Annotated in this window: 17 protein-coding genes; 16 read left to right on the top strand and 1 reads right to left on the bottom strand. The window is 37.1% G+C overall.

The window, feature by feature from the left end:
- Positions 1-3 precede the first annotated feature (3 nt).
- The 16 genes from QE404_RS13795 to QE404_RS19350 all read left to right on the top strand — a co-directional run bounded on the left by QE404_RS13795 (position 4) and on the right by QE404_RS19350 (position 12,665).
- Positions 4-3,432 (top strand): DUF6443 domain-containing protein, encoded by a 3,429-nt coding sequence (locus QE404_RS13795; protein ID WP_307453943.1) that lies wholly within the window; start codon positions 4-6, stop codon positions 3,430-3,432.
- Positions 3,433-3,443: 11 nt separating this feature from the next.
- Positions 3,444-3,887, top strand: coding sequence for a DUF4265 domain-containing protein (locus QE404_RS13790; protein ID WP_307451386.1), 444 nt, complete (start codon positions 3,444-3,446; stop codon positions 3,885-3,887).
- Positions 3,888-4,144: 257 nt separating this feature from the next.
- Positions 4,145-4,681, top strand: a complete 537-nt coding sequence (locus tag QE404_RS13785) for a hypothetical protein (protein WP_307451384.1) — start codon at positions 4,145-4,147, stop codon at positions 4,679-4,681.
- A 10-nt stretch (positions 4,682-4,691) separates the two neighbouring features.
- Positions 4,692-5,111: a DUF3805 domain-containing protein gene (locus QE404_RS13780; RefSeq protein WP_307451382.1), complete on the top strand. Its 420-nt coding sequence runs from the start codon at positions 4,692-4,694 to the stop codon at positions 5,109-5,111.
- 119 nt (positions 5,112-5,230) lie between these two features.
- On the top strand, positions 5,231-5,680 hold the full coding sequence (locus QE404_RS13775) for a DUF4265 domain-containing protein (RefSeq protein ID WP_307451380.1): 450 nt from the start codon (positions 5,231-5,233) through the stop codon (positions 5,678-5,680).
- 193 nt (positions 5,681-5,873) lie between these two features.
- Positions 5,874-6,596 (top strand): polymorphic toxin type 8 domain-containing protein, encoded by a 723-nt coding sequence (locus tag QE404_RS13770; RefSeq protein WP_307451378.1) that lies wholly within the window; start codon positions 5,874-5,876, stop codon positions 6,594-6,596.
- Positions 6,583-6,969 carry a DUF2750 domain-containing protein gene (locus tag QE404_RS13765; RefSeq protein WP_307451376.1) on the top strand — a complete coding sequence of 129 codons (387 nt, stop codon included), beginning with the start codon at positions 6,583-6,585 and terminating at the stop codon, positions 6,967-6,969. Before QE404_RS13770 ends, QE404_RS13765 begins: the two co-directional genes overlap by 14 nt.
- 181 nt (positions 6,970-7,150) lie before the next feature.
- Entirely contained in the window at positions 7,151-7,387 is a 237-nt protein-coding gene (locus QE404_RS13760) for an RHS repeat-associated core domain-containing protein (RefSeq protein ID WP_307451374.1), read from the top strand.
- Between the two features lie 85 nt (positions 7,388-7,472).
- On the top strand, positions 7,473-7,841 hold the full coding sequence (locus QE404_RS13755; RefSeq protein WP_307451372.1) for a hypothetical protein: 369 nt from the start codon (positions 7,473-7,475) through the stop codon (positions 7,839-7,841).
- Between the two features lie 59 nt (positions 7,842-7,900).
- Positions 7,901-8,884 (top strand): RHS repeat-associated core domain-containing protein, encoded by a 984-nt coding sequence (locus QE404_RS13745; protein WP_373462512.1) that lies wholly within the window; start codon positions 7,901-7,903, stop codon positions 8,882-8,884.
- A gap of 1 nt (position 8,885) precedes the next feature.
- A complete protein-coding gene (locus tag QE404_RS13740; protein WP_307451367.1) occupies positions 8,886-9,629 on the top strand; it encodes a hypothetical protein in 744 nt (247 codons plus the stop codon).
- 253 nt (positions 9,630-9,882) lie between these two features.
- Positions 9,883-10,419, top strand: coding sequence for a hypothetical protein (locus tag QE404_RS13735; protein WP_307451365.1), 537 nt, complete (start codon positions 9,883-9,885; stop codon positions 10,417-10,419).
- 10 nt (positions 10,420-10,429) lie between these two features.
- The gene (locus QE404_RS13730; RefSeq protein ID WP_307451363.1) at positions 10,430-10,849 is read left to right on the top strand and encodes a DUF3805 domain-containing protein; all 420 of its coding nucleotides are present in this window, start codon (positions 10,430-10,432) and stop codon (positions 10,847-10,849) included.
- 119 nt (positions 10,850-10,968) lie between these two features.
- A complete protein-coding gene (locus QE404_RS13725; protein ID WP_307451362.1) occupies positions 10,969-11,418 on the top strand; it encodes a DUF4265 domain-containing protein in 450 nt (149 codons plus the stop codon).
- Positions 11,419-11,478: 60 nt separating this feature from the next.
- Positions 11,479-12,036 carry a suppressor of fused domain protein gene (locus tag QE404_RS13720; protein WP_307451360.1) on the top strand — a complete coding sequence of 186 codons (558 nt, stop codon included), beginning with the start codon at positions 11,479-11,481 and terminating at the stop codon, positions 12,034-12,036.
- 122 nt (positions 12,037-12,158) lie between these two features.
- Positions 12,159-12,665, top strand: a complete 507-nt coding sequence (locus QE404_RS19350; protein WP_373462511.1) for an RHS repeat-associated core domain-containing protein — start codon at positions 12,159-12,161, stop codon at positions 12,663-12,665.
- Here QE404_RS19350 and QE404_RS13715 read toward each other — a convergent pair.
- Positions 12,601-12,909, bottom strand: a complete 309-nt coding sequence (locus tag QE404_RS13715; protein WP_307451358.1) for a hypothetical protein — start codon at positions 12,907-12,909, stop codon at positions 12,601-12,603. The two genes, QE404_RS19350 and QE404_RS13715, sit on opposite strands and share 65 nt — an antisense overlap.
- Between the last annotated feature and the right edge of the window lie 27 nt (positions 12,910-12,936).

Raw genomic sequence — 12,936 nt, 5'->3', positions numbered from 1 at the left:
ACGATGAGAAAACATATTATCACAACAGTTTTATCTGTATTCAGCTTTTTTTGGGCGGGTGCTGCCTTTGCGCAGACTTCTGCCGAGAACTATGTGCAGTCGAAAACCTGTCTGAACGCAGATTGTTCGAAGATATCCGAGACGATCACTTACTTTGATGGCCTGGGCAGGCCAAAGCAAATCGTTAGTGTCAAAATTACCCCAACCGGAAAAGATCTGGTGACTCCTATTACCTACGATGGATTCGGAAGGCAGGTCAAAGATATTCTTCCTGTTCCGGTAACGACCCAAAATTCAAACATACACAGCAGTATTACAAGCGAAAATGCTGCTAATACTTACTACGGTGTTTCCAATGCGTTTGCGGAAAAGGAGATTGAAAACTCACCGCTGGATAGGGTTAAGCAGGTTGCTGCTCCCGGTGAACCGTGGAAGCTTCAGTCCGGCCATACCAGGAAATACCAGTATGAAGCCAACGCAGCCAATGAAGTAAGGAAATTTGTTACATCTACGTCTGTTAATACCGTAAATGGTGTTTCCAATACCGTATCTGCGCTGTCCATTTCTTCTGACAATAGTGGCTATTATCCTGCGGCGGTACTTTATAAAAATACGGAAACGGATGAAGACGGCAATCCTGTGGTGACCTTCAGGAACGGAAACGACCAGACGCTTTTAATCCGCAGGAACGATGGCAGCCAGAATATCGATACGTACTATGTGTACAATGAATATGACCAGCTTGCGTTCATTATTCCCCCAAAAGCAGTAGAACAGATCTCGCAGAATGGAAACAGCATCGCATCTTCCGTTTTAGATGAGCTGTGCTACCAGTACCGTTATGATGGCAAAGACAGGGAGGTGGAAAAGCATATTCCGGGTAAAGACTGGGAATATACCGTTTATGACAAACAGGACAGGGTGGTTCTTACACAAGACGGGGTGCTAAGAGGGACTGCCAATAACTTTGGCTCTAAAGGTTGGATCTTCACAAAGTACGATGAATTCGGGAGAGTGGTGTATACAGGATTCTTCTCCAATACGGCTAGTAGACAGGCAATGCAGAATGCCTTGAACAGTATGGCCGCCAATCCATACAATAATGAAAAGAGAAGCAGCAGTTCGTTTACGCTCCAGGGCCAGCAGGTGTTTTATGACAAGCAGGCTTTTCCTACAGGAAGTATGACCTTGCTTACGGTTAATTATTATGATACGTACCCAGCGGAGATAAATGCTATCCCTGCACAGGTTCTTGGAGAGTATACCCTTCAGCAATCATTAACTACCAGTGAAGATCCGTCTACCAAAAGCCTTTTGACGGCATCATTTGTCAAAAACATAGAAGATGACAACTGGACCAGAACCTATCACTTTTATGATACCCGGGGAAGAATTATCCGGACAAAAACTGACAACCATTTTGGTGGCCATACCAATTACGAGTATAAGCTCAATTTTTCCGGACAGCCCTTAGAAAAATATACCTATCACCAAAAATCGGCATCAGATCCCGAAGTTCTGGTCAAAGAACGGTTTATTTATGATGATCAGGAAAGATTGGTGCAGCAATATCACCAGTTCGGGAACAACCCGGAGGAATTGCTGGCTGAAAATACGTATAACGACCTCGGACAGTTGGTTAATAAGAAGACAGGAAACCAGACTGGCACTTCGCTTCAGTCAGTAGACTATACTTACAATATCAGAGGCTGGCTTTCTTCCATGAATAATCCTAATTCCGCGGCTGGGAACGGGAAGTTATTCGGCTATGAGCTGAAGTTTGAGAAGCCTTCGGGCAACAGCCCGGCTGATCCGAGATTTAACGGCAATATTTCTGAATTTGACTGGAAGACGACCAACGATAATATACTGAAGAGATACGCCTACGAATATGACAGGCTGGACCGGATGAAAAACGCCTTTTACCTGGAACCTGAGGCAACCACTCCGGTAAACAATGCTTTTTCTGAATTCGTAACCTATGATACGGGCGGAAATATCCAGACCCTCAAAAGATACCGGAAATTTAATACCACCCCTATCCTCGTTGATGACCTGAATTACCAAAGCTATCTGGGTAACCAGCTTCATATCGTGACCGATGCCAGCGGAAATGGTTCCGGCTATCCTTTGGGCGGCAATAACATGGAGTACGATCCCAATGGCAATATGACCAGCCATCCGGATAAAGGCATCGAAAACATAAGCTATAATTTCTTAAATTTACCCAGGAAGGTAACTTTTCAGGAAAGCGTTCCTAATTTTAAGCCAACCCTTAGTTTTCTGTATCGGGCGGATGGCGTTAAGGTAAGAAAATCATTCATCTATTATGAGCCGAGCGCCGCAAGCCGTCGAACGGAAAATACCGATTACCTGGACGGCTTCCAGTATGTAGATGATGTATTACAGTTCTTCCCGACCAGTGAAGGGTATTACGATGTAGCGAACAGCCGATATGTCTACAATTACCTGGACCAGGTGGGCAATGTAAGGGTAGCGTATTACAGGGATGCCTACAACTCGGTCATAGCTGACCGGGAAACGAATTATTACCCTTTTGGACTGGAGTATCCTTTTAGCTGGGTGTGGACGCAGCAGTATAATTACCGATACGGTTTCCAGGGACAAGAAAAGCAGATTGAAACCGGATGGAGCTCTTTTAAATGGCGAAACAGCATCCCGGAACTGGGCAGGTTCTTTAATATAGATCCACTTTCTGAAGATTACCATGATTGGTCTGTTTATGCGTTCAGCGGTAACAGAGTGGTCGATTCAAGGGAACTAGAAGGGCTAGAGCCTAAAAAAGTAACAGAAGTTAGTCTTCCTGATGATCCTACAGAATTTGCTGAAATGATTGGCGGTGGGATTAATAGTTTAAGGTCTTCAGTTTCCAATTTATCTGCAAGAGCATATAATGTCCTTATTAGTGATAGGGTTAGAAATAAATATGAAGTTGATGAAAGCGGATATCTAAATCTTGTCACTGGCGTTCCAAAGGAAACAAAAAAAGAAAAAATTGTAAATACAATCGGCGATTTAGCGACTATCGGCCTTGCAGCGATTGGTGGTCCGGAAGGTATGTTGACAGCGCAAGGAACGAAACCAACATTTCTTAGAGCATTTGAATCAGTACGAGCTTATCAAAAAAATGAAGCAAGAGCCGCTAGATTGAATAAAGTGGATCGATCAGGAATGGATTTCACCAAAGCGGGGAAACAAGTTGTTATAAAAAGAAATGAAATCAAATATGGAAAGGTTAAATGTGAGAGATGTGGAGTTGCAACTACACCTGCAAAGCAGTCGAAGAAGGGCATAGTTCCTAAGAAAACAGAAACACAAGTTGATCATATTAAAAGAAGAAGAGAAGGTGGACGTGGCAATCCTGATAATGGGCAGGTATATTGTAGAAAATGTAATTTAGAAAAACATTAAGTAAAATAAATATGGATAGTAAAATCGTTTTAACGTATTACGATGTTGAAGATAATATAGCAGAAGAATTAGTGAATGCAGATCAAATTGATGAACTGAAATTTCAAGTAAAGAATGTACCATTCTTTGCGCCAAACATATCTTATGATGATATAATAGCAGTGGAAAATGATGAGGGGATATTATACTTTGAAGAATTGTTAGAACCATCTGAGCATAGCACAGTTCAAATTGTATTTTTTAATCTGGTAGAAATTCCTAATGTCATCAAAGGAATTGAAGAACTAGAATGTAATTGGGAAGGATTTTCTGAGCAAACAATAATAGCCATAGATATTCCGCCATCTATAGATTATAAAATGGTTAAACACTATTTAGATACCAAAGCTAATGAGGGCGTTCTTGATTATAAAGAGGCTTGTCTGTCCGATACTCATAAAAGTAATTTAAGTTAAATAATATAAACTTAAATGAGTAACCTTCTGCTGTTAAAGAAGCGGCTGAGTGATTAGCCGCGTTATTCTCAAATAAATGAAAATGGGTATGAAGTAGTTAGAGTTCTTTTAAATGGCGAAACAGCATCCCGGAACTGGGCAGGTTCTTTAATATAGACCCGTTAAGTGAAAAGTACGCTTACCAATCCCATTATAACTTCTCTGAAAATGCAGTAGTAGCCCACAGGGAACTTGAAGGTCTTGAGAAGCAATATGTTTTGTATACGCCATTTGGTGTTATTACCTATACATCAGCAGCGGCCGGAAGCCGAAGCCAGGCAGGAATTTATGAAACGGCCAAAAGCAATGCAATCAGCAACTATAATGGGTTAGTAAGAATTGCGGGCAATAATTACAATATCATTAAAGGCAGTATTGTAGCGGGAGTAGCGCTAACTGAAAGAGTGTTAAACAGTGAAGGTGAGAGCAAAAAAGAAAACGGAAATAGTGACAGTAAGAAAGTTAGAAATCCAAATGGCGCAAAGGGAAAGCCAGATCATCAAGCCAAAGTAAAAGAACTTGAAGAAAAGGCTAGAGCAGAACATCCCGATAAGGATGTTGTCACTGAAAAAAAGATTAAAAAAGAGGGTTCAAATAGACGTCCAGATGTTCAAGTAGTTAACCGCGAAACCAAAGAGACAGAGCAAATCTATGAGGCAGAAAGAAAGCCTAACAGTGCCAGAAATAAAAAACGTGAAGCGGAATATAAAAGATTAAACATTCCTAACGAAACTCATCCTGTAGGAGGAAACTAAAAATAATATTATGAATTATAAAAAATTTAAATCCAATCAAGGTTGGCTATCATTTGAATATCCTTCTAGCATGATCCAAATTGAAGAAGATGAAGGTACCTATTTATTTTATACTGAAGATACAGGAAGTTTTAGAATTACTCCGCTATTATTGGAAGGCAAAGGAAATTTTGATACTGATCAGTTTTTACGTAATCGTCAGCGAGAGTATGGAGGAGAAATTAAATTAAATAGTGCTCAAAATGAATATTTATATTACAAATCGCTTGATGAAGATGACGATCTGATCATCTATAATTGGATTTTTGCCAAAAATGATAAAATCATCTATTGTAGCTACACTATTGACGTTGACACGGAAGAACAGGAAAAAATTATTATTGAAAAACGCGAAGTGCTGACAATTATAGAGAATCTGAATTTTGTATAACGAAAGCTAGAATTAAAGGATAAAAAATTTAAAAATATCAGGAAAGAGATATATAATATTAGAACTACTGTAATCCCTTTAAATGTACAACCTGTAACAGAATCCATAATCAATTAAATATGGAAAACGAAATTAAAAGTATAAAAGTAGCCTTTGTACAAAAAGTAGGAGACGATCAATACGAAACAGAAACAATGTGGTGTGACATTGTAGATAATAATAACTATAAGATTGCTAATATCCCGGCTATCGTCAAAAATGTTTCATTGGGAGATATAATCGAGGTCGAGTATGATATTGATGAAGAACGTTATTATTTTGAAAACCTTGTTTTGGCATCTGGTAATTCTACTGTACATATATTCGTATATAGAGATGAAGATGTAGACCCAGTAAAAATATGGTTAGAAGATAATAAATGTGAATCAGAAGTATTGCGACAACGCAATATTGTTGCAGTAAATATTCCAAAACAGATTAATTATTCTCCTATTAAAAAATACCTAGATCAGGGAGAGGAAAAAGAAATTTGGACTTATGAGGAATCTTGCTTGGAACATGACTATTAATTCTGAATAATTGCACTGCAGCTGACCGGGAAACGAATTATTACCCTTTTGGACTGGAATATCCATTCAGTTGGGTGTGGACGCAGCAGTATAATTACCGATACGGTTTCCAGGGACAGGAAAACAGATTGAGACCGGGTGGAGTTCTTTTAAATGGCGAAACAGCATCCCGGAACTGGGTAGGTTCTTTAATGTGGATCCCCTTTCAGAGGATTACCATGATTGGTCCGTTTATGCTTTCAGTGGCAATAGAGTAGTCGATTCTCGTGAACTTGAAGGCTTAGAACCTAAAAAAGTAACGGAAGTTAGTCTTCCTGATGATCCTACGGAATTTGCTGAAATGATTGGCGGCGGGATCAATAGTTTAAGGTCTTCAGTTTCCAATTTATCTGCAAGGGCCTATAATGTCCTTATTAGTGATAGGGTTAGAAATAAATATGAAGTTGATCAAAATGGATATTTAAATCTTGTTACTGGTGTTCCAAGGGAAACCCGTAGAGAAAAAATCGTTAATACAATTGGCGATTTAGCAACGATTGGCCTAGCAGCTGTTGGAGGGCCAGAAGGGATGTTAACAGCGCAAGGTGGCAAAGCTTCGATTTTGAGAACAGTAGAAGAAGCTAAAACTTTGGCTAAAACTGGTAGGTCCGGCAAGCAAGCGAGACTAAGAGAACTTGGAAGTGACATGAAAGTCAGCCGCTTCAATAGAGGATGGATTAAGAATGAAATTAGGCATATAAAAACCGGTAATAGAAAAACAATTCGTAATCCTAGAAATTCCCGAAACTCGAGGACAAGAGGTACGGAATTGGCTCATCCACGAGGAAAAAGAGCTAAAGATGGTAATAGCTACAAAGATGCTAAACTTCAAGATGCAGATTTACATAAATTAGAACATAAATATGGCGGATATTAATAAAAAAATTGGGAACATTCTAAGAATGTCTGAAAATGAGAGATATGACTACTTTATTAGAAAAGTAGCTGATTTTGAAGTGCTGTGGGGATTAGATGATAATGGCTGGGCTTTACTAGGGGATAATGAGGGCAGGCAGGTTTTACCACTATGGCCAGAAAAAGAGTTTGCGGAATTATGTGCTATAGATCAATGGGAAGGTTTTAAACCTAAAGAAATCTCCTTAAATGATTTTTTCGAAAAATGGATTCCTGGAATGACAAACGATAATACTCTAGTAAATATTTTTTTAACTCCTGAAGAGAAAGGTTCAGTGATATCACCTAAAGATTTAGGCGTTGATTTACAAAACGAAGCAGAGCAATATGAATAGTTAAACTTTGATATTGGAGGAACAATGTTCCAAGGGTAAAATATTTTTCATTATGTAGATTAGCTATTAATCAACCTCATGGCACTCCTGAGGGAAGAGCGCATATGCTATTAACTAACGAAGTTTTTTAATGAGTTTCAACCGATAAGTCTATAATTTTTACGGTCATTTAAGCAACATAATGATAGCCTATTACAAGAATGGTTTTAATGCATCAGTTCTTGACCGTGTTACCGATTATTATCCTTTTGGGTTGGAATATCCTGAGAGCGGAGTATGGCCACAGCAGTATTTATACCATTATGGTTTCCAGGGCCAGGAAAAGCAGATTGAAACCGGATGGAGCGCTTTTAAATGGCGAAACAGCATCCCGGAACTGGGCAGGTTCTTTAGTGTAGATCCATTAAGTGAAAAGTAAGCTTATCAATCTCACTACAATTTTTGTGAAAATCGCATTGTTGATGGCAGAGAGAAAAGTACCTAATTGTATATAAGAAAATATTATGACGGAAATAGATTTAACAGGAATTCAAAAAATTGTTGAAACAGCAACAAAGTTCTTGGAAGAGTTAAAGGAGTTTGCTCCATTTGGATTAATTTTCAAAAATGGAGAGTGGATTGACTTGGCAACTTATGACGATTCGATGGATTCTGATAAGATGAAAAGTTTTTTGATTGAAACAATTGTCAAAGATTTTGAACACGAAACAACCAAATTTGGTGCAGTATGTGTAAACGCAACTATAAAGAACGTTGGTGATGTAATTATAATTTATAATACTTCTAACGGAAAAGATTGGTACGAATTAGTTTATAAATATGAAATAAGAGGGAATAGTGTTGATATCATAATGAAAAATGTCAAATACTAATATGTGATTTGATCAATTTCGTTTAATTGAAGTTTTCAATGCTAGTCACCAACATTTAAATTCTAGTAGGCAATGTAAGGGTAGCCTATTACAGGGATGCCTACAACTCGGTAATAGCTGACCGGGAAACGAATTATTACCCTTTTGGACTGGAATATCCTTTCAGCTGGGTATGGTCGCAGCAGTATAATTACCGATACGGTTTCCAGGGACAGGAAAAGCAGATTGAGACCGGATGGAGTTCTTTTAAATGGCGAAACAGCATTCCGGAACTGGGCAGGTTCTTTAATGTAGATCCACTTTCTGAAGATTACCATGATTGGTCTGTTTATGCGTTCAGCGGTAACAGAGTGGTGGATTCTCGTGAACTTGAAGGCCTAGAGCCTAAAAAAGTAACAGAAGTTAGTCTTCCTGATGACCCGATGGAGTTCGGTGAAATGATTGGTGGTGGGATTAATAGTGTGAGATCGTCCGTATCAAATTTAAGTGCGAGGGCTTATAATGTCCTATTTAGTGATAGGATTAGAAATAAATATGAAGTCGATCAAAACGGATATTTAAATCTTGTTACTGGCGTTCCAAGGGAAACCCGACGCGAAAAAATTGTCAATACGATTGGTGATTTAGCAACAATTGGTATGGCAGCTGCTGGAGGACCAGAAGGAATGCTAACGGCTCAAGGTGGCAAAGCATCAATTTTAAGAACATTTGAAGAAGTTAAAACAACCTTAAAGGCTACAAATGGAAATTCTAAATCTAGTACCAAGGCTCAACACCTTTACGAAATATTTAGAAAATCAAATGGAGATGTCATAAAAACTGGTGTTAGCGGAGGGAAAATTTCGAAATCCGGAAAGTCGTATCGAGCTACAAGTCAGGTTAATAGAATTAATAAAAAAGCAGGAAAAAAAATAGTTGATTCCAGAGTTATAAAGAAAGAGCCTGCCGGACCAAATGCGAGAAAAAATATCCTTGAAGCTGAAGTAGCGAACGCGGAAAAAAACAGAGCAACATTAGACCCAAATTATCATAAAAGACCATAATATGAATTTAAGATATATAGCTATAGGATTAGATTATAATACATATATTGAAAGAGATAACAAATTGCGATATCAATTTCAACTCAACACGAGATTTATATCAAATTATTTATCAAAGGAGGTAAGAAAAATCAAATTTCAAACAGATGGAACTTTCAACATGATTACAATCGCACTAACGGAAGATAAATTAAAGGAAACTGACATTGTGCCAATAGATGTTTTACAAACTTATCTTCCATTTGATCGTAATAAATACGAAAAAATTCGAGGTACCGATGATTGTCAATATTATATAGAACTATTTCAAAAAGGATTCGTAAAGGCTTCTAAATTCAAAAAATTACCTTTAGAAAGCTTATTAGAAATTTTAAGAAATTTTGAAGATGGTGGTTGTAAGAATGAGTGGCTACACAAAACGAAAAAGTTTAAAGAACAGAATCTTGAAATTAAGCTAGTTTGTGATTTTAATACAAACTTCTTTCAACTAACTGCAATCATCAATCAACTATCTGATAAAAAGGAAATCTTTAATAAAGCAATTATCAAAACAGAGCCTGATGAAGTTCTATTTGATAAAATGTTCAAAGATATAAAGATTGCAAACGGAGATATAATTATTACTGATAAGTCTGATAGTCCCCGAATAAAAATCAGTATTGATGATCTTTATTCAAACAATTGCAAAGCTGAGATCATTGGAAATAAGGAGATAAAGAGGATACTTTCTTATAAGTTATCCTGAGAGTGATTTAAAGAAGGTACCTATAGAATATCTAAAAGTGGAGGATACCTAAGTAGCTTTAGTTTTCAGAGTGATACCACGACTTTTAGCGGGGTAGAGTTCTTTCCAATGGCGAAACAGCATTCCGGAACTGGGCAGGTTTTTTAACATAGACCCGTTAAGCGAGCAGTATGCTTATCAATCCCATTATAATTTCTCTGAGAATGCGGTTGTAGCCCACAGGGAACTTGAAGGTCTTGAAAAGCAATATGTTTTGTATACGCCATTTGGTGTTATAACATACACATCAGCAGCGGCCGGAAGCCGAAGCCAGGCAGGAATTTATGAAACGGCCAAAAGCAATGCGATCAGCAACTATAATGGGTTAGTAAGAATTGCGGGCAATAATTACAATATTATTAAAGGGAGTATTGTAGCGGGAGTAGCGCTAACTGAAAGAGTGTTAAACAGTGAAGGTGAGAGCAAAAAAGAAAACGGAAATAGTGACAGTAAGATAGTTAGAAATCCAAATGGCGCAAAGGGAAAGCCAGATCATCAAGCCAAAGTAAAAGAACTTGAAGAAAAGGCTAGAGCAGAACATCCCGATAAGGATGTTGTCACTGAAAAAAAGATTAAAAAAGAGGGTTCAAATAGACGTCCAGATGTTCAAGTAGTTAACCGCGAAACCCAAGAGACAGAGCAAATCTATGAGGCAGAAAGAAAGCCTAACAGTGCCAGAAATAAAAAACGTGAAGCGGAATATAAAAGATTAAACATTCCTAACGAAACTCATCCTGTAGGAGGAAACTAAAAATAATATTATGAATTATAAAAAATTTAAATCCAATCAAGGTTGGCTATCATTTGAATATCCTTCTAGCATGATCCAAATTGAAGAAGATGAAGGTACCTACTTATTTTATACTGAAGATACAGGAAGTTTTAGAATTACTCCGCTATTATTGGAAGGCAAAGGAAATTTTGATGCTGATCAGTTTTTACGTAATCGTCAGCGAGAGTATGGAGGAGAAATTAAATTAAATAGTGCTCAAAATGAATATTTATATTACAAATCGCTTGATGAAGATGACGATCTGATCATCTATAATTGGATTTTTGCCAAAAATGATAAAATCATCTATTGTAGCTACACTATTGACGTTGACACGGAAGAACAGGAAAAAATTATTATTGAAAAACGCGAAGTGCTGACAATTATAGAGAATCTGAATTTTGTATAACGAAAGCTAGAATTAAAGGATAAAAAATTTAAAAATATCAGGAAAGAGATATATAATATTAGAACTATTGTAATCCCTTTAAATGTACAACCTGTTACAGAATCCATAATCAATTAAATATGGAAAACGAAATTAAAAGTATAAAAGTAGCCTTTGTACAAAAAGTAGGAGACGATCAATACGAAACAGAAACAATGTGGTGTGACATTGTAGATAATAATAACTATAAGATTGCTAATATCCCGGCTATCGTCAAAAATGTTTCATTGGGAGATATAATCGAGGTCGAGTATGATATTGATGAAGAACGTTATTATTTTGAAAACCTTGTTTTGGCATCTGGTAATTCTACTGTACACATATTGGTATATAGAGATGAAGATGTAGACCCAGTAAAAATATGGTTAGAAGATAATAAATGTGAATCAAAAATATTGCGACAACGCAATATTGTTGCAGTAAATATTCCAAAACAGATTAATTATTCTCCTATTAAAAAATACCTAGATCAGGGAGAGGAAAAAGAAATTTGGACTTATGAGGAATCTTGCTTAGAACATGACTATTAGTTCTGAATAATTGCACTGTCACACAATATTTTTCGTATTTCCAAAGATAGTTGATAAATAATGGAATTAATAAAACACATAGAGAAATACTTAGGTGTAATCACTAAAGGAGAATCAATAAGCCATGAGAAAGACCAAAAATTTCTATTTGCAAAGTTTAGAGATCTACCTATTGAGAATGTTACAACATATACATCTTTAGGGTTAAGCAATCATGTACTTGCCATTAAAGATGATAAAAATGTAAGAATCGAAATCCTATTTAGTATTTATACTGAGCAGGAAAGTGAGCGAGTAACTGACCTTTTATTTTATGTAGCGAATAAAATAATCGATAAACATAAGTTTCCTTTACGTGGTCAGATTATTGATATACCGGAAAGTATTCTAGAAGATAGCTCTCTAACGTCATTATATGTTAGCATACCCGTGTTTTTTGACGAAAATTTTGCTGTGCTAAAAGGTACAAATCCAGATACTGTTTTTGCTTGGCTGTTTCCAATTTATAAAGAGGAAAAGGATTTTATAGTAAAACATGGATGGTCTAAGTTTGAAGATATCTTAGAGAATGGAGAATGCGACTTCTGGGACCTAAATAGAGAGAATATAGATTTGTAGTAATAGTATCTCTAAAAGATTAACTGGATGGTAGCTTTTAGTCTGTTGATGATAATTTTAAGTGTGTTCCTACAAGGGAAAGTTACTACGATGTAGCGAACAGCCGCTATGTCTATAATTACCTGGACCAGGTAGGCAATGTAAGGGTAGCGTATTACAGGGATGCCTACAACTCGGTAATAGCTGACCGGGAAACAAATTATTACCCTTTTGGACTGGAATATCCTTTCAGCTGGGTATGGACGCAGCAGTATAATTACCGTTATGGTTTCCAGGGACAGGAAAAGCAGATTGAGACCGGATGGAGCTCTTTTAAATGGCGAAACAGCATTCCGGAACTGGGCAGGTTCTTTAATGTAGACCCGTTAAGTGAAAAGTACGCTTATCAATCTCATTACAATTTTTCTGAGAATAGAGTTGTTGATGGTAGAGAAATAGAAGGTCTTGAATGGGCATCTACAAAGGACGAGAATGGAAAAACAACTACTCGACAACTTACAGTGTCGATAAACAATAAGAGTACTAAACTTAATGATAAGCAATTTAACAAGCTAGTTGAATCTATTAAAAAGGATTTTTCGTGTTCTCGTAGATCAATGCCTCAAATGGCAATCCCTTTAGTATTTTAGCAAGGCAATTCAGTACACTTTCGTTGGTGCATTTTACCGGTCTAATGCGGTAATCTTTAAGCGACTCTCTTGAGTAGGCAAATTGTTTAAATTTGTTTTCTTCCAAAAAGCGCTCTATAGCTTCGCTTGCAGGAATGGAGCCTGCTTGATAAGTGACCCTCATCGCTGAGGTCTTTTGTTGCTGTCCGTTCAGGGTGGTTAATCCCAATAGAAAGAAAACGGCAGTGGTGCAAAGATTTTTCATACTTTTGCAGTGTATTTAAGATTGATA

The organism is Chryseobacterium camelliae (genome assembly GCF_030818575.1).
In the GTDB taxonomy this organism is placed as follows: Bacteria; Bacteroidota; Bacteroidia; order Flavobacteriales; family Weeksellaceae; genus Chryseobacterium; species Chryseobacterium camelliae_A.
The sequence above is the reverse complement of the archived record's forward strand: the minus strand, read 5'-3'. Positions and strand labels throughout refer to the sequence as shown.

Bases quoted from the DNA above. Each gene is read 5' to 3' on its own strand.
- QE404_RS13795 (WP_307453943.1), top strand. From the start codon at position 4: ATGAGAAAACATATTATCACAACAGTTTTATCTGTATTCAGCTTTTTT.
- QE404_RS13790 (WP_307451386.1), top strand. From the start codon at position 3,444: ATGGATAGTAAAATCGTTTTAACGTATTACGATGTTGAAGATAATATA.
- QE404_RS13780 (WP_307451382.1), top strand. From the start codon at position 4,692: ATGAATTATAAAAAATTTAAATCCAATCAAGGTTGGCTATCATTTGAA.
- QE404_RS13775 (WP_307451380.1), top strand. From the start codon at position 5,231: ATGGAAAACGAAATTAAAAGTATAAAAGTAGCCTTTGTACAAAAAGTA.
- QE404_RS13765 (WP_307451376.1), top strand. From the start codon at position 6,583: ATGGCGGATATTAATAAAAAAATTGGGAACATTCTAAGAATGTCTGAA.
- QE404_RS13760 (WP_307451374.1), top strand. From the start codon at position 7,151: ATGATAGCCTATTACAAGAATGGTTTTAATGCATCAGTTCTTGACCGT.
- QE404_RS13755 (WP_307451372.1), top strand. From the start codon at position 7,473: ATGACGGAAATAGATTTAACAGGAATTCAAAAAATTGTTGAAACAGCA.
- QE404_RS13740 (WP_307451367.1), top strand. From the start codon at position 8,886: ATGAATTTAAGATATATAGCTATAGGATTAGATTATAATACATATATT.
- QE404_RS13730 (WP_307451363.1), top strand. From the start codon at position 10,430: ATGAATTATAAAAAATTTAAATCCAATCAAGGTTGGCTATCATTTGAA.
- QE404_RS13725 (WP_307451362.1), top strand. From the start codon at position 10,969: ATGGAAAACGAAATTAAAAGTATAAAAGTAGCCTTTGTACAAAAAGTA.
- QE404_RS13720 (WP_307451360.1), top strand. From the start codon at position 11,479: ATGGAATTAATAAAACACATAGAGAAATACTTAGGTGTAATCACTAAA.
- QE404_RS13715 (WP_307451358.1), bottom strand. From the start codon at position 12,909: ATGAAAAATCTTTGCACCACTGCCGTTTTCTTTCTATTGGGATTAACC.